We start from the raw sequence: 17556 nt of genomic DNA on the forward strand, positions 1-17556 counted from the left end.
CTCGAGCCAGTTAGTTTTGGTCCGGAACAACGCTGTCATGTTAAGGGGCCCTGGTGCCCCTTAATCTTTATTTACGCCCGAATACGGCAGGGAGGCAGGAAAGAATTCCATGAAAGATTATTATGCCGTGCTTGGTGTAGAACGTGAAGCTTCTCCGGAGCAGATCAAGAAGGCTTATCGTCAATTGGCGAAGAAATTTCACCCGGATGTCAATGGGGGAGATGTACAGGCAGAAGCGCGTTTCAAGCAAGTACATGAGGCATACAGTACACTCGGAAATTCCGAGCTTAGAGCAGCTTATGATCAGCAGCTTCGCACTGGACGTAATACAGGTCAAGCGAAGGGATCAGCATCCGATACAGCCAGATCCAGTAAAGGCAACGCGAAGTCTGGGAGTGCAAATGCCGAGAAGGTATGGTCGGATCCATCGCGGATGCAGGAACAGTTCGAACAATTTTTTGGATATCACCCCAAAGGCAAGGAAAGTCCAAACGGTGGCAAAGCCGGTCCCAATAAAGGAATGGATATGTCCGCCATGTTTGACCGATATTTCGGAGTTCGAAAAAAGTAGACCGGGAGCTCGTTATGGATCATGCCGGTTCAGGCGGAGGTTATGGAAGTGAAACGAGGAAGGTCGGTATTGACGATGGGGCTTGACGCATGCGTCGCCATGATTTCGTTAGCCGTGCTGTATTACATATTTATCATCAACCGGGATATGAGTGCCCAGTGGATAACTGGAATTATCGTGGTCCTCTCTGGAGGAGCATACCTGTATTTTAAATACATGCCAGCCACCAAGGCGGAAAAGAAGAAATTGTCTTCGCGTGTCGTGAAGCTTGTCCTCCTGGACGACGACGGTACAAGTGTGAAGGAATGGTATATTCAGGGCGAAACGAGTGTTTTGATCGGGAAAAGTTCGAAGAACAGCGAGGCTGACATCGATCTCTCCGACACACCATATGCGTCTCTCATTAGCTCGCAACATGCGGTGTTGAACAAAGCCTCGGGTCAATGGTTTATCGAGGATATCGACTCGGCCAGTGGGGTAGGTGTACGTAAAGGAAATCAAAGCAGAGCATCCAAATTGGAAATCGAAGAACCCAGCCTGATTGAGGCAGGGGACTTAATTTATATTGCCAATACCCGCATTTTGGTGAAATAACGTTGGCGTACATCATACAAGCTTACGGGGGAATGAAACGAAATGAGTCTGACTAGATGTGGAAACGGACATATGTTCAGCACGAGACGGCACGGCAATACGTGTCCATATTGCAATCTGGCCGTTGAATCGCCAGCTACCAGTAATGGTGAGGCAGCGGGAGCGATCCCACGCGCACCTCGTACAGCAGAGGATGACAGAACGATGCCATACCTGGGCGAAACAACAGGAATTGAACCGGTAACGGGTTGGATGGTGTGCATCGAGGGTCCGCAGATGGGCCAGGATTATCGAATAATGGCTGAAAAGAACTTTATTGGACGTTCGGAAGAGATGCATGTTCGCATTCTTGGGGATAACACCATTTCTCGGCGTAATCACGCGGTGATTGTGTACGATCCCAAAAAGCGGAATTTCTACTTACTGCCCGGCGATGCTTCTGGCCTCGCATATCACAACAATGAAGCAGTCTATTCTCCGGTGGAACTGGCTGCCTACGATGTTATTCAATTGGGACGCAGCAAATTCATTTTCATTCCATTGTGCGGTGTGCACTTTGAATGGGAGCAACAGTGAACACCTTCATGATTTTGTGGAACGACAAGGAGCTAACGCCCTACTGGGTACTTGCGGGTGGCTGTTTGTTGATTTGGTTGCTGTTATTCGCACGAAGCCGGATTCCGGTAAGGCAACGTGACGATAGGCCGGTTGGCGTTCAGATCGGGAATGGACAGACCATTGGTGCTCGCAGTGAGCAGGATGATTATTTTGCCTGTGCCGTGGAGCCTTATGGTGTACTCGCGGTACTTGCCGATGGAATTAGTGGGTTATCTGGTGGGAAAGTAGCCAGTACGACTGCTGTAGAAACATTTATCCGTGAGTTTGAAGAGTTGGAGCGGTTTCCTGATCCGGAAGAGTTCTGGGATGCTTCTTCCCATGCGGCAAATCAGGCGATTCTTCGCAATTTGCTTGGCGTTCCCGGAGGGACAACATTGGTGTCTGCCATGATCAAGGGCAGGGATTTGTATTGGGGTGCGGTAGGAGACAGCATATTGGCCGTGTTTCGCAAAGGAGAGCTGCTTGCCATCAATCACAAGCATACACTGGAAAGCCAACTTGAAGAACAGTATATGTCTGGAGAGATCTCGGAGCAGGAGGCACTTGACAATCCGCAGCGCAAAAGGCTGGTCAACTATTTGGGGTACGACCATTTTAAACAAATGGAAATCGCGGACGAGCCGTTTGCACTGCAGCCGGCGGACAAGATTGTGTTATGCAGTGACGGGGTATACAACTCCCTCACGGAGATGGAACTGGAGACCATTCTGGCGCAAGATATTTCGCCATTTGATGCAGCCCAGGCCATCATTGATTTAATTGAAGAAAAACAGCTCGTGCATCAGGATAACGCCACGATTATCATTTTGGAGCAAGGATGGTAACGGATCGGGCAACGCACAGGGACGGGAAATGGGGAGACGGATGAGGAAGGAGAACAGTGAATTCAAGACGGCTTTTGTCTCAGAGGCGGGGTCTTTCCTGAAAAATCGGGATTTCTACGGCTGCGTTGAACTGGAAGACTGGGCTTGTTATGTCATTGCAGATGGTCTGGACACCGATACGGAAGTGAATAGTGGACAGATCACAGTACAGACCATTCTGGAATCCTTTTTGGAAAAGCCAACCATGTCCAAACGCAGACTGACAGAATATATCAAGATTGCACATGAATGGTTGCAGTATGAAAGCCGCCGGGTCAGGCTCAAAGCGGGATTCGTTATTGTTGTAACGGATTATACACGCATGGTGTGGGCATCGGCCGGACATAGCCGCTTGTATCATTTTCGGGGAAATAGACTTGCATTAAAAAGCAAAGATCACAGCGTAGCTGCCCAATTGGCAGCGGAAGGCCAGATTGCAGAGGATCGTGTGGATCAGCATGATGAACGCGGCAATCTGAATGAATACGCGGGCAAACCTGGCATGATCAAACCGTATGTATCCGATAAGATCAAGCTTGCCGATGGTGATGTGCTTGTTCTATGCACCCCTGGATTATGGGAAGGTGTGCAGGATGCCGAGATGATTGATGCGGTGGAAGGTGCCAATGACCCGCAGGCGCTGGCCGATACGTTGGAAGAAGTGATGCTCAGCAAGCAACGTTCACGAATCGAGAATTATAGTGCGGCAGCCATTTATGTGAACAAGATTTTTCATGAAGAACCAAAGAACCGTAAGAAGTGGATTAAACGGATTGCCATCATGTTGATTATGCTCCTGATTTTTGGCGGAGCCGGCATATTCTACGCGGTGAAAAGCGCAGCCAAAAAAGCCGAGCTGGTCGTAGATATGCTGCAATACGAACAGAACGCTGACCAGTACGTGAAGGAACAGGAGTACGCTAAGGCCGTCTCAGATTACAGTCTTGCTCGCAACAATTCGATCAAAGTAAAGGACCCTGTGCACAAAAAGTTGCTGACTTCGAAGATGGCTGCTGCTCAGACATTGGTTGACGGCGAGACTCATCTGAAAGAAGGGGATATTCCCAAGGCAACCGCCAGTTACACCAAAGCACTGGAATTATCTGAGTCCTACAATATGTTCAACCGTGAAGTCATTCAGGAACGTTTGGAACAGATGACCACCTTTCAGCAAGTACAAGACTGGATCACCGAGGGCGATTTGAAACTCCAGAACGGAGACTACAGTGGAGCGATCATCTTGTATAAAAGGGCCAGAACGGCCGCTACGGAAACAGCATACAAGGAGGCACTGAAGGAAGTTGCCACCAAACTGGAGACTGCTGAAACCAAACGGGCGGATATCAAGCGCCAATCTAGACAACTTCAGGCCGATACGCTGGAACAGAAGGGTGACCGCTTCAATGAAGCCGGAGATTATAGCGGTGCCATGGATGCCTATGCTTCGGCACAGGAAATTTATCAGGAGATCGATATGTTGGAACGGGTTCTGGCTATGGAGCGGAAAATAAATAAGCTGGATGAGAAATTGAACCCACCTGTACCGGCGGCTGATCTTATGCAGGATGCGGCAGGGTTAGGGACAACAGATTCGTCTGGTTTGAACTCGGATTGGACCGGGAATGCGGGAGGAATGAGCGCAGGCAATTCAGCGGGAAGCACTTCTTCCGTGGGTAATGCCTCTTCGGCCGGAAGTGGGACTGCGGATGCTTCTGGCTCCGAGTCTTCTTCAGGGAAAACGACAAGCAATGCTAGCATTAATTCCGCTTCAAAGGCTAAAGGAAGCACCGACACCACCGAGGCAGAAGCGAATGAACAGGAAGCAACGGAAGGAGGAGATTCGTGATGAAAGATATTATTCGTGACCGTCTAAACAAGATGGAGGATCTGGAACAACGTCGCATGCTCAAAGATCTCATGACAGGCGTTTTTCTTAATCTGGTCGAGTATCAGGAGACGCTAAACAAACAGATCGAGCAACGGGTGTTTGACGAGGTGGTACCGCTGGAGGAACGCCACGATGTATATGTCACATTATGTCCGCGGGAAGATTTGGACCCCATTCATGAATTTCTGTATCCGATTCTTCCGGAGGATGCTGCACCGCAGACCGTTTATTTGAGCGAGGCTTCAGAAGCGCTGGCACGTAAGGAAGAGATGAAATTGTTCACGTTCTACATGGAATGTGGGCAACAGGAACTCCAATCCCTGCTGAAAAGTAATCGGACATTTCGCGGGGAGATTGTAACGAGTGAAGGCAGACATGTCATAACGGTTCGATTGAAATCAAGTACAGCGTATATCTCCAAAGTTGAAGAACTGTACCGGGTATTTCGTAAGAACAGTCTGCCATGGAAATCGGTTAATGCACCTTATGTATTCAAATTCGTTGATTGTATTCTGGTCAGCTCAGACGATGGAGATGCATGGGACAAACAGCATGTGGTCAAGGAACTTTCAATCCATCTGGAGGAATTTGAGTCTTATAAAAGAACGAACATGATCCCACTTTGGAATATTCAGAAGCTTGATATGAAAACAGGTGGATTCCCTGTCCCGGCTTCGGACCGCATCAATTATGAACATGTGTTACCGCTCCGCAAAACAGGGACTGAACACGGATATCTGGTGGATGGAGACGAATCGCATATTCGGTATATCAAAAGATCGGAAGAAGATATCACCATCGTATCTCCGCTGGAAAAATCCGATTCATGGACTGTGCTGAAAATAGCCGGTCCCGTTGCAACCCGAATCGGCAGAATGGACTTTCCGCTGTTTTCCAACAACAAACGGGAAGGGTTTGCCGGTAAATATGCGCGTCAGGAAGGACGCTCTGTTCGATCCAAAGGGGAGATTGCCCGCATGGTTCATGCTTTCCAGGCAGCAGAGGGATTGGAACTGGAAGATGTGAAAGTGGTGGCACCAGGGCCCGCCTGGGGCATCACGTACCCGCTTAATGGATTTGTTAGCGATCATGTCCGTGTTGAGGCAGATAAACATCGAATGATTTTAAGGTTCAGCAAACACGGAATTCAGCCAGAACAGGCTATTTTTCTGGATGATTTGCTGAGCTTTCTGGTATCCGAAATCCAGTTGGCTTTCCCTGAATATCGCTGCGAAGGGGAATGGATGTGAGCTCAACATGAATTATATATGGGATTTGATTATTCGCGCCAAGCGTAATGGAACTGATCTGAGAGACGTAACTTTTGTTCCTGCACGTGTATATTCGCCATACATGGAATTAAGTCATACGAACCTGAATGCTTCAGACGTGGAACGTACGATTGAAGTCAATCCGTATTATCGTTTTTTTGATATTTTCAGGGATTTGTTCGATATCAATAACGAAAAGCAGGTGGAATTGCGGGAGACGCTCTTTGATTTGGTCATTCATTTTCTGGCGGATATGGATTTGATGCAGGGGATGAATAAAAGGGAGTATTACATTCGCTTCATTTTGAATGATATGCATTCGGGTGTATACGGGGAACGGATACGGCGGCGACTGGAGTTGTTCGGACGAGAGGAACAGGAAGTGATCGCCTGCAATATGCTTCGTCTGTACGATACGGGAGAGGCCGTTCATCTGCTGAGGGATACTCTTGTCCGGATGTTTCCGCGTTCAACCCTTTATGCCAATTGTGAGGAGAAGGATGAATTGCTCTTATATATTGGTCAGGCAGAACGGACGGAAGCGAAGGAAAAGCTGGAATTGATTCTTGAACTCTTTCTGCCGGTTCGTTTTGACACGGAAATATACTGGGGTCATCATTTTGGTATTCTGGATGTGGACTATACGATGATACAGGACGGTATTGCCCTATATTAAGCAGCATCAGCAGTTGTAAGGAGGAAGTATAGATGAACGGCTATTCATACCGATTGTATCCCGATGCCACGGGCAGGGAACGGGCCAGAGGAACCATGCGTTATACGCGCGAAGAGTTGATGGACATGACCACATTTCAATTACGGAATATTTGTTACAAGGAGCGACTGGTTGAGGGATTGGGGCCCCGCACGGAGCGTGAAGAACTGATTCGGATTATTCTGAAATTTTTGGGAGCGGACGATGTATTGTGGATCGATCAGTCTTTGGAAGACGGATTCGAGCGAATACAAAAGGCCATTTCTCGTCATATGACGGCTCCTATGAGCAGTGATGGAGGTATTAGTGTGCCCGCGCGGCTGATTCTGTACGAAGGATTGAAAGTGGACAAGCTGGATCAGTACGTAGTCACGGCACCGGGGGGGTTAACCGAATCTAATGTACTTTTGGTCAATGAGAGTATGGAGCTGTGTGGCATCTTTAATTTGGTTAAGGACGACTCCGTATCCGGAACCTTTTATTTGACGGCAGGAAGTGGATCCACCTGGAAACGATCGGGAAACAGACAGTACAGCCTTCTCTTTTTCCGTAAACGCGATTCGGAATATCTATATCAGACCTATTACTCTAGCAGGCCTCTTCCTCCGGTTCATATTCAATATACTCAAATTCCACTGGCCGATCTGGACATCCGGGAACTCGAACCGACAGACGCTGTACTTGCAATTGACTTTGGCACCTCCAACACGACGGCAGGCGCCTATTTGCATAATGGTTATATTCAGGCACCAAGCAGCCAGGATTTGCTGAATGGGCGGGTTCGTATGGATGCCATTAACTATGTGGCTTTTCCCGATCCTACATACAAAGACACAGACTGGATCGAGGTCCTGCCTACGGCCATCGGTGTGGCAGAGTGCTCGGATTCAGCGAACATTCGTTACGAATTCGGCTATGAAGCGCTGCGAAGCATGCGTCGTGGAGGGTATAGCAGTCGGGCGAGTGTGTTCCGTAGCATGAAGCGCTGGGTCAACAATTACAACAAAATGGAAGAGATCGTCGATGTTCATGGGAATGCGGCCATGGTTTCCCGTATGGATCTGCTGCGCGCATATATGAACTATATTATCCGAACAGCAGAGCATCAGTTCAAGTGTAAGTTTCGCCATGTGCATTTTACCAGTCCCGTGAAGATGAAAACACAGTTTTTGCAGATGTTCGGAGAGATGCTTCCGGATTATCGGATTGAGCAGACGTATGCGCTGGATGAGGGAATGGCTGTGCTCTATAACACCCTTGCTGACGGGATGGAACGCGGTGCTTTCATGGAAGGGCAGACGTATCATGCGCTCGTGATTGATTGTGGCGGTGGAACAACTGACTTGTCATCTTGTGCATTTACGATCGAGGACGGACATATGGCGTACAAGCTCGATATTCATACCACTTACGAAAATGGGGATACCAACTTCGGAGGTCACAACATTACCTATCGTATTATGCAGTTCATGAAGATCGTATTCGCAGATTACTACAGCGGACGCCGTCAGGTGACGGATATCGATAGCCTGATCGAGGCACCCGGTGCGGACGTGTTCCGCCAGGTGGACGAAGAAGGTGTGAAATCCGTCTATCAGAAGCTGGAGCAGCGATATGAGGAGGCAGAACATATCATCCCGACCGCGTTTGCTCGTCGAGAGAATCGTTCACGGGATGAGTATCTGCGGGTGAGAGGCAACTTCTACTTTCTGTGGGAAATCGCAGAAGAGATGAAGCAGCAATTTTTCCGCAAAACCGGCATCTTGCGTAACCGATTCCACTCGGAGATGGAGGACGATGGGGATAGTGACCTGCAGATCACGACCATGGAACGTTGGTTTCTGTCCGTGGAACGTAGTGGTGAACTGAAGGATGAATATGAGTTCCCCGATGTGGTGTTTAATATCAAGGAAATTACCCAGCTGATTAAGGCTGATATCTATGAGGTGGTCCGCAAGTTTTTGGATGATTTCTATCGGCAAGGGCGGATGAGCCAATATTCGATTATCAAGTTGACAGGTCAGTCCTGCCGCATTGATGTATTTAGGGAAGCACTGAAAGAGTTCGTTCCAGGCAGAAGCATTGAGTTTCGGCAAAAACCTGCGGAAGGGCGTGTGCCTGATCTTAAACTTGCCTGCCTTCGAGGGGCGATTCGTTATCTGAGTGCCCGCAAAACAGGAAGCGTTCAAGCCGACATCACGCATGATGCCGCTGTAATTCCTTATACCGTAAGTGCCTACACGCATAATGGACGTGAAAAAATGCTGATCAGCAGTCTGGATCGGAGTGACGGCATTCCGGGCAGCATTTCCCGTCCATTCGAGACGGCAGAAGTGGAGTTGTACCTTAGCGGAAGTGATGGTCAACTGAGACAGAAATTCGTCTATGCCAACCGTCCGGATGCCTATAAAGAGGTGCTCTACGAAGATATCCGGGATCAGTACGGAGATAAAATCCCGCAGGATGATACGGATTCTATTGTGAATGGAGAGACGAAGTTTTTTGTTTTTCCGGATGACCGTCATTGGGGTTTTCATGTATTGCCGGTTGCCCGCAGGAATGAACGATTGTACCTGGGGCCGCAGAAGCTGCTTCCGTTTGAAACAGACTTGTCGGAACTGGACTTCTTTGACGGAATGAAGTGAGGACCAAGAGCAGAAAGGAGGGACACCGCTCATGTTCACATATTCGTATCCGCATTTTAACAAGGGAAGAATTCTGAAAACATCCATGTTGGAGGGACTACGCGATTTCCCCAGAGACTACATCGAACTGTACTATCGCGGTTATGCAGATGGCATTCTTGCAGGTGCAGAGGTGGAAGTGTTTCCGGACAAGCTGATTGTTGCTCCTGGGATGGTGCTGCATAAAGGAAGGCTTTACATGCTGACAGAGCCTATGGAACTGGCATACCAAGCTACGGGCCGGGTCAATGTGCTGAAGCTTCGGTTTACTGCGGAGGAGACCGTGAGTGACATGACGATAAGCCATTCGGAACTGCTCTTGGATGAAGAGACAACATGCACATCTGGAGAGTTGGAGCTGGCTCGATTCAAGCTGAAAGAAGGGGCCCGGCTGCGGCGAGACTATCAGACCTTTGCCGACTTGGCAACGGAGTTCAACACACTGCATGTCATTCATGTCCCTTATGCAGCCGAGGGGGCAAGCACCTTATCACCAGTTGTCATGAAGGATTATGCCGAGAGATTGCTTCGAACGGGGACCTCTGATCCCCAGGATCTGGTCTTCGTCATGATGTGTCTCAATGAAGGAACGGTTGCACGCAGCGTCATTTTGCATCACATTGCCAGTCGATTGGGGCTGGAGTACAGAGAATACGATAATGCGCAGATTCATCGATATCTGGATCGTATACTGGCTAATGCAGGTCGGGGAACGGGACGTTCGGGTATGCCGGTGGGCGGACCGCATCGTATGATTGTGGATTGAAATTTTCAAGAGAATGGGAGGATGGAAACGATGAAGCATTGGGATGAAAAAATTGTTGCAATGATGAACGGCATGACAACGGATGCCCCTGATGATGGATATGGACATATTCCGGAAGAACCAGACCTGGACTTAACGGCTGCTTTTTTACAAATTGGTGGTGAGCCCTATTCATTTCAAGAAACGGAGCTGCTTGAAGGAAAGGCCCGGATGATGCTGCCACGGACCTTCAAGCCTATGTCTGAGCACATGATGAATCTAAAGTATCCTTCACAGCACAGACCCGGTACGATCTACACGAATGCAGAAGGCACGATTAATATTGCCGTGAATCACACGGTTAATCCACTGCCAGCGGAGGATCTGCCCTTGTTTAAACAGAGCATGATTCAGATTTTGCGGCGAACACAGAAGCTTACCAAATGGTATGGGGACAGTGATCGCACCGTGGGAGAACGTGCTGCGGCAACTTGCGAATTTTTGACTCCTGTCGTGAATGCGAATCTGTATCATCTCATGCTGTTCACTTCGTTGGATGAACGGGCACTGATCTTTACGTTCAACTGCACAGATCTGGAACTGGACGATTGGAAACGTGTGGCTTCCGCCATGTTGAACTCCATCCGTTTTGAGATCGATGAGGAAAGGGGCGATGTAATGTGAGTATTGAAGCCTTGTCTTACAAAAATGTGAGAGTAAGCCCATTCGAACTGGTCAGTCTCCATGAACTGGTTATTACCAAACAAATGAATGATCACGCATGTGTGAAGTTCACGGGAATTGTGGATGAAGAAAAAAAGGATACATACGTGCGTTTAAGCGGTTCGGATACGCTCGTCGAGATCAGTCAGATCGATGAGGAAGGCAGTACATCTGTACTGTTCAGCGGTTTGATTCTAAATGTTGGGGTAATGGTGACCAGTGGCGTCTATATGCTCGAAGTGGAGGGCATCTCTCATACCCATGAACTGGATATCCGTAAGAAAAGCCGTTCGTTCCAAAATCATGGCATGACGTATCCACAGTTGTTAGATCAAGTTGCGGCTGACTATCCCAACATCGATATCATGGATGCTGCAACAGATGGGGCAGCCATTGGAAAGTTCACCCTTCAATATGAGGAAACGGACTGGCAGTTTCTGAAGCGTATTGCATCCCGTCTTCGAACGGGTTTGATGCCTGCATCCGTATTTGATACTCCCAAATTCTATTTCGGTGTGTTTGATACGTCATCCAAGGGGAAGCTGGAGGATTTCAATTACAGAGTCCGCAAACGGATGGATAAGTTCCGTTACACCTCGCAGAACACCAAGGTTGAGGTTGGCGAAGAGGATTACGTGTATTACGAAGTGGAGACAAATCGCGTACTGGATCTGGGAAATGCCATCGAATTCAAGGGCAAGCTCCTGTATGTATATGAGGCATTTACCGAAATGAAAAATGGTCTGCTCAAGCATCGTTATACACTAAGTACACATCGGGGACTCCGGCAAAATACATTCCATAACGATAAAATTATCGGAGTTTCGCTGCAAGGTGTCGTCATTGGCATCGACAAGGATCGATTGAAAGTGCATCTGCACATTGATCCAGCGCAAAACGAGGGTGAGGCGCATGCTTTTCCCTATCAGTCCGTATATACGGCGGAAGGAAACAGTGGTTGGTACGTAATGCCCGAAAAAGGGGATCATGTGCGGGTTTATTTTCCCGGTAACAAGGAAGAAGAAGGGGTAGCTACGAGCTCGGTACGCCAAAACTCGGACGAAGGAGAGAGCAATAAGCTGAGCAACCCGGATCATAAATACTTTCGTACCGCCGCTGGTAAGGAATTGAAGATGACGCCCGAAGAGGTGATTGTTACGGGCAAAGACGGGGAGATTTTTATTCGGCTGAGTGAAGGCGGAGGTATCGAAATTATTAGCAGTCAGCAGATCACGATTTCCGCCAAGGAAGATATCATGATGAATGCTGAGAAAAGTATTGTTTTTTCTGCAAAAGAAGAAATCAGCCTGACCTGTAAAGAGAGCAACATTAAAATGGACGGAACAACCTCATTGGTGGGCACAGAACTGAAAACTAATTAAAAGTGACTAAAGTTCTATTACAAATTAACTTCTAATTTGTTCTTATAACAATGTATTGGTGATCTTTAAAGAGGAGAAAGGAGGAATGCTCGTGACTACTGCGCTTGTGCAATTCAAGCAAGAGATCGTAATTCCACTACGCAACCAAGTGATGCTCCGCTTCGAGCAGATGTATCAGCAGAATCGCGAACGTTTGAAAGAAGAGTTTCTCCGTCATTTTTCCAAGAAATGTCAAATCGTTCTAAATGCGCAGAAGATCGGTGAACATGGAGCGGTGGGACATGTTACATATTCAATGCTTCGAACACGACTAATGGACGGCCAGGCCCTGTATTTGACCGAAATGGCTGACGAAACGTGGTTATTTGATCCCTCTCCCATTGAAGGAGAATATGATGCTTCCTGGGCATTTGGTTATCTGAATGTGATGCTGGCTTGTTGGGAAGAAGAATTGCAACGGCCGGGTTCGCTCTATGCAGGCTCCATTTCACGACCAGATCTGGAACATTTACTCCTGAAGGAAGCTGAACACGGACACGCCTATGTGACGAATCTGATTCATCTGGCAATGCCGGAGGCTGTGCAATGTGAGTCGTTTATTCACCTGGAGAAGTGCCCGTCCTTTGAAGTTCGGGTAGGTGAATATCTGGATGTGAGTGAATCCGTGTACAAAACGAATGGTGATCCAATGGATGAATCAGAGATACGAAAATGGCTTGCTGAAAGAATCGAGGGAGCCTACGGATATGCGGCTTTGGAACATCTGGATCTGGCTGGAGGAGATTATAGAGGGATGGATTTCCGTTACTCAGCTTTTCGCAATGTGGCGTTTGGAGGGGGTCAATTCGAAGCCAACAATCTGTTGAATACCGTCTGGGAGCAATGTGACTTGACGGATACCCGATGGAATAACAGCCAGATGTATGGTGCTCGTTTCCGAAAATGCAGGATGGTAGGTGCCATATTTCATGGCATAGAGGCGAGGCAGGGGTTGGCTGATCCTGAGATCTGGGAAATCCCGGGATTTCATCGGGTATCCTTTGCAGGGACGGATCTGAGAGAGGCAGATTTTGTACTGGCGGATCTTCAAGGAGCAGATTTTACGGGAGCGTTGTTGGAAGGCACTGTGTTTGGCGTATGCAACTTGGCTGATGCGGATTTTCGTGGAACGGATGTTTCCAGCGTCGATTTTACAGGTTCGCGTTTGGAGGGGGCGCAGATGGATACCGGAGCTTCCTGTCCCATCCAGGGTCGTCCCGCAGCCCGGAAACGAGAGGGCCTGGAGCATATCGATGGGATGATCGAGGACCAGTTAGCCTACTTTATGGAGCGGAACTTACAGCAGAAGGGGCGGATGGCATGAGAAACGATTGGTTCCGGATCATGCAGGATATGCGTGTAACAGGGGCTCTTGAACCGATTGGTGTCAAAGGAATTATTCAGCCCGAGTGGATGAGAGGCAATCACTTGAATGAACTGGAACAAGCGAATTTGCAGTTTACGATTCGCCCTAATCGAAATCCTGTTCCCATAGATCTGATCGAGCGGCCGTATCCGTTATGGTCTGATGAGCTTAAACGTTTGCTGAGTACATTCGCTCCACGCCTGATGTTCAGGCTGGCTGGGCTGATGGATATGGAGAGACAGCAGTTACACCCTTACTGGTTCATGGTGCCGCCACAGCTGGCAGCACTATCCATGAACAGTACATTTGACAGCAGTGGCAAGTTGAACGTACTTCAGGTCGATGGCGAACGATTGAACAGCACAAACTGGCCAATTATTCAGTTGACGGACGAACGATTGAAGGAAACCGTGATCTTGGTGAATTTGGCATTGGCTGAAGCGATTTTACGCCGGGACTATACCGGTTTGCGTTTGCAACGCGTGGATCGGGTCGAGAGGCCGAACTATTAACGAATCTTTAAAAATGATCTGGGAGAAGGCCCAAAGAAGGAGGAAAAACAATGGCTGAAGCAATTGGCGCGACACGACCCGATGTTGTGGATGAAGGTGCCGGGGGCCCAACGTATGTTGTGGCAGGAGCGATATTAAGCTGTTCTTGCGGTACACAGCTCAACCGTCTAAAAATCCCATATAGCCATGGCGTGCATTTGAAGGAAAAAGCACAATTGAACGTGGCTGATGCAACACCCATGATACACATCATGCCTTTTGGAAATTGCACAAGCCAGTTGAATCCTGTCGTGCAGACCGGCGAATTCGACATTGAGGGCGTTCAGAAAGCACCCTGTATTCCGTCCGTGTCTACACCGTGGATGGATGGCAAAACGGATGTGCTCATCGAAAATGAACCTGCCTTATTAAGCACCTGCATGAATATGTGCCTCTATGGAGGCTACATCCAGATTGAAGATGATGGTCAAGAGCTTGGCGGATCTTCCATAGGCGGCACAACCGGGTTCGGCGGTAACATCAGGTAACGTACATCTTAGAATATAGCTGAGTCCTTTCTTCCGTGTGCTGACATTGCTAGAGGAAAGAAGTGAGACAATGAGTGTAGTGGAAGCGGCTGTGGGTATGGGGAATATCCGATGTATATCTCCATACACGCTGCAGCATATACAAGATTTGCGTATCGAGCGCAAAGCAGGGAATCATGCCCGCCTGTATCTACAAGGCATCATCCCGGAAGAACATCAAGATGGGGATCTGAACATACTGGCTCAGGATGAGACAGTGTCCCTGGTGGAGATTGGGGATCAGGGGCAGGAAGTACGCAAACTGTTCCAGGGACTCGTGCAGGATGTCAGTATCCGCCGAGTTCAGGGGATATACATATTGGAACTGGAGGCCGTGTCCTATTCCTATTTGCTGGACATTGAACCTCGTATCCGTTCATTCCAGAACAAGGATCAGGACTGCGAAGACGTCATTCGCCAGGTATTGAAAGCTTACCCGAAATCGGATGTCATTGATTATGTGAGTGGAAGTTCGAAGCTTGGGGCCTTGACCCTCCAATATCGGGAAACAGATTGGCAATTTCTACGCCGATTAGCATCCCGGTTCGGTGCAGCGATCATTCCCGAAATATCGGCTGATTCTCCTAAATTATATATTGGGGTGCCAGATGGTCGCTATACGGAACTGCCTGATCAGGCATATACGCTAAGACGGGATATGAGAGCTTTAAAAGAAGCCTGGTCTGTGGGAGCCTCTGATGTGTCGGAGAAAGACTTTACGAGTTATGTGCTGGATACCCATCGCTGGTTGGCGCTCGGAGATACCGTTCTCTTCCACGAAGAAGAACTGAAGGTCGCCGCTTGTACCAGTCGAACGGTAAGGGGCATGCTTCGGCATACCGTCACACTTAGTCCGGAAAGTGGCATTCGGCAAAATGAAATTCGGAACGATGACATTGCAGGGGCCGCGCTGGAAGGGAAGATTATCGGGGTTACCAAAGATACGGTGAAAGTGCATCTGGATGTGGATGCTGACCAATCCGAATCGGAAGCAAGCTGGATGCCGTATTCTGCGGTATATGCCGGAGATGGAGGCGGGTTTTACAGTATGCCGGAAGCGGGCTCCGCTGTTCAGGTGTATTTCTCCAGTGGGCAAGAGAGTGATGCATTTGCGATGGGCTCTGTCCGCCGCGGCAGTCAGCCTTCCCCAAAGACCGCTGATCCAGCCACCAAGAGCTGGGGAACTAACTATGGCAAAGAAATGAAAATGACCGACTCGGAAATGTCCCTGATCGCGACAGAAGGAAGTCTGTTCATCACGCTGGACGGCGGCGGGGTCATGATTCAGAGCAATAGCGGAATTGTAGCATCCGGCGGGCAGGAGATTACGCTAGAGAGCGAGAAAAAGATAGGGATCGAGGCTCAGGAGACGATCTTCCTTCAGTGCGGAGACAGCAGTATGATTCTGGACGGGATGACTGATCTGAAGGGCAGCGAAGTGCTACTGGACGGATTAATCAAAATGCCCGTAACCGTAGAGGATCTGGAGCCGGTACCAGAAGCACCGTTTGTGTCCGAGGTGCAGGTGGAAGAGGAACCGGAAGAGGAGAAAAAAGGCTTCTGGGATAAAGTGCTGGATGTGACTCAGACCGTGCTGGACGTCGCCGGTATGATTCCGGTTATTGGGGAAGTCGCCGATTTGGCGAACGCGGGCATCTATGCCGCTCGGGGAGATTATACGAACGCGGCATTATCCGCCGCAGCTGCAATTCCGTTCGTTGGTTGGGCGGCAGGAGGAGCTAAGCTCGCGATGAAAGGCGCCAAGTTGATCAAGAAAGCCGGCAAAGTGATCGACAGTGTCGCGGGTATAGCAACAAAGATTGCGGATAAAGCGGGTCAGGTAGCGAAGGCGATCGGCGATCTGGCGAACAAAGCCGGAGACGCTATCTCTGGTGCGCTGGGCAAGGTCATGACCAAGGCGAAGGGACTCGCGAGCAATTTCAGTCCGGCGGATCTAGCGAACAAGCTAAAAGGTAAGCTGAACGATCTGCTAATGAAGTCGCCGAAGCTGTCAAATGCTCTTAACAAAGCAACTGATTTCACACATGGCCTGATGGCGGATGTGATGTCCGATGCGATGTTCTCTGCCGCAATGGATATGCTCGGTAATTATGCGGATTCGAATATTTTAATGTCGACGATGATGATTATGGGTAGCTCTGGTGGCGGGAAGAAGAAGGACTCTACGAACTCACAAAAGAAAAAGAAAAAGAAATTAAGAGAGCAATACTTAGGTAGAACACCGGGGAAAAAATCTAAAACTGGACGTGAAGTAATAGAAAGAATGAGAAATGAGGAGCCACCTAGGATTAGAAAGACTCGTGATGGTGAAACCGAGTTTATGGCAAGTGATGGAGAGTGGTATGATCTTAGTACAGCAGATATGGCACATCGTAATGATCCCCCTCATACTGACGCGGTTACATGGTGGAATAATGTGGGCAGGAATTATGGGGCAAAATCTAAAGAAGTAAGGGATTGGATGTTAAGTTCGGATAACTATGTACTAGATCATTACAGTCTTAACCGATCGGATGGGGCAAAGTTGGGCCAAAAATATCTGCCACCAAAAAAATAATTGGAGGTGAATCGTTTGGAACTTGATGAAAACTTATATGATCAAATTGTAATGATTTGCGATGAAGGAGATGCTCTCTCAGAAGACGGAGAAGTAGAACAGGCTATTAAGAAATATTTAACTGCGCTAAAATTGGTACCTTTGCCTAAGAACGAGTGGGAAGCAAGCACCTGGATATATGCAGCATTAGGGGATGCTTATTTTACGAATGAAGAATATGTACAAGCAAAAGATAGTTTTTTTAATGCTTTAAACTGTCCAGAGGGAATTTCAAATCCATTGATTTTATTAAGACTCGGAGAGAGTTTGGTAGAATGCGGAGAACTCGATAAGGCTAAGGAATACCTTCTGAGGGCATATATGTTAGAAGGATATGAAATCTTCTCTGAAGAAGATCAAAAATACTATGAACTGATTAAGGATATCATTGGAGGATACTAA

At 48.3% G+C, this 17556-nt stretch carries 16 protein-coding genes; all 16 read left to right on the forward strand.

Annotated features, from left to right (window positions below; all coding sequences use genetic code 11):
- Positions 1 to 109: 109 nt before the first annotated feature.
- A complete protein-coding gene (locus ACFVQB_RS21110; RefSeq protein ID WP_379443494.1) occupies positions 110 to 571 on the forward strand; it encodes a J domain-containing protein in 462 nt (153 codons plus the stop codon).
- Between the two features lie 21 nt (positions 572 to 592).
- Positions 593 to 1165 (forward strand): FHA domain-containing protein, encoded by a 573-nt coding sequence (locus tag ACFVQB_RS21115; protein WP_379443497.1) that lies wholly within the window; start codon positions 593 to 595, stop codon positions 1163 to 1165.
- A 42-nt stretch (positions 1166 to 1207) separates the two neighbouring features.
- Positions 1208 to 1741 carry an FHA domain-containing protein gene (locus tag ACFVQB_RS21120; RefSeq protein ID WP_053781358.1) on the forward strand — a complete coding sequence of 178 codons (534 nt, stop codon included), beginning with the start codon at positions 1208 to 1210 and terminating at the stop codon, positions 1739 to 1741.
- On the forward strand, positions 1726 to 2607 hold the full coding sequence (locus ACFVQB_RS21125) for a PP2C family protein-serine/threonine phosphatase (protein ID WP_379443502.1): 882 nt from the start codon (positions 1726 to 1728) through the stop codon (positions 2605 to 2607). Before ACFVQB_RS21120 ends, ACFVQB_RS21125 begins: the two co-directional genes overlap by 16 nt.
- 40 nt (positions 2608 to 2647) lie before the next feature.
- The gene (locus ACFVQB_RS21130; protein WP_379443506.1) at positions 2648 to 4492 is read left to right on the forward strand and encodes a serine/threonine protein phosphatase; all 1845 of its coding nucleotides are present in this window, start codon (positions 2648 to 2650) and stop codon (positions 4490 to 4492) included.
- Complete coding sequence (locus tag ACFVQB_RS21135; protein ID WP_379443525.1) at positions 4492 to 5784, forward strand: normocyte-binding protein; 1293 nt, start codon at positions 4492 to 4494, stop codon at positions 5782 to 5784. Before ACFVQB_RS21130 ends, ACFVQB_RS21135 begins: the two co-directional genes overlap by 1 nt.
- A gap of 7 nt (positions 5785 to 5791) precedes the next feature.
- On the forward strand, positions 5792 to 6481 hold the full coding sequence (locus tag ACFVQB_RS21140; RefSeq protein ID WP_379443529.1) for an iron-dependent peroxidase: 690 nt from the start codon (positions 5792 to 5794) through the stop codon (positions 6479 to 6481).
- A 32-nt stretch (positions 6482 to 6513) separates the two neighbouring features.
- Positions 6514 to 9165, forward strand: a complete 2652-nt coding sequence (locus ACFVQB_RS21145) for a molecular chaperone (protein WP_379443532.1) — start codon at positions 6514 to 6516, stop codon at positions 9163 to 9165.
- A gap of 31 nt (positions 9166 to 9196) precedes the next feature.
- The gene (locus ACFVQB_RS21150) at positions 9197 to 9970 is read left to right on the forward strand and encodes a DNA and RNA helicase (RefSeq protein WP_379443536.1); all 774 of its coding nucleotides are present in this window, start codon (positions 9197 to 9199) and stop codon (positions 9968 to 9970) included.
- A 30-nt stretch (positions 9971 to 10000) separates the two neighbouring features.
- Positions 10001 to 10633 (forward strand): hypothetical protein, encoded by a 633-nt coding sequence (locus ACFVQB_RS21155; protein ID WP_379443540.1) that lies wholly within the window; start codon positions 10001 to 10003, stop codon positions 10631 to 10633.
- Entirely contained in the window at positions 10630 to 12054 is a 1425-nt protein-coding gene (locus ACFVQB_RS21160) for a contractile injection system protein, VgrG/Pvc8 family (RefSeq protein ID WP_379443543.1), read from the forward strand. Before ACFVQB_RS21155 ends, ACFVQB_RS21160 begins: the two co-directional genes overlap by 4 nt.
- A 91-nt stretch (positions 12055 to 12145) precedes the next feature.
- Positions 12146 to 13417, forward strand: coding sequence for a pentapeptide repeat-containing protein (locus ACFVQB_RS21165; protein WP_379443546.1), 1272 nt, complete (start codon positions 12146 to 12148; stop codon positions 13415 to 13417).
- Entirely contained in the window at positions 13414 to 13971 is a 558-nt protein-coding gene (locus ACFVQB_RS21170; RefSeq protein WP_379443550.1) for a hypothetical protein, read from the forward strand. The genes ACFVQB_RS21165 and ACFVQB_RS21170 overlap by 4 nt, the downstream gene beginning before the upstream one ends.
- A gap of 50 nt (positions 13972 to 14021) precedes the next feature.
- A complete protein-coding gene (locus tag ACFVQB_RS21175; RefSeq protein ID WP_064636287.1) occupies positions 14022 to 14498 on the forward strand; it encodes a DUF4280 domain-containing protein in 477 nt (158 codons plus the stop codon).
- A gap of 70 nt (positions 14499 to 14568) precedes the next feature.
- A complete protein-coding gene (locus tag ACFVQB_RS21180; RefSeq protein ID WP_379443555.1) occupies positions 14569 to 17115 on the forward strand; it encodes a contractile injection system protein, VgrG/Pvc8 family in 2547 nt (848 codons plus the stop codon).
- Positions 17116 to 17166: 51 nt separating this feature from the next.
- On the forward strand, positions 17167 to 17556 hold the full coding sequence (locus ACFVQB_RS21185) for a tetratricopeptide repeat protein (RefSeq protein WP_379444452.1): 390 nt from the start codon (positions 17167 to 17169) through the stop codon (positions 17554 to 17556).

Source organism: Paenibacillus sp. NPDC057886 (assembly GCF_042796655.1).
Classification (GTDB): Bacteria; Bacillota; Bacilli; order Paenibacillales; family Paenibacillaceae; genus Paenibacillus.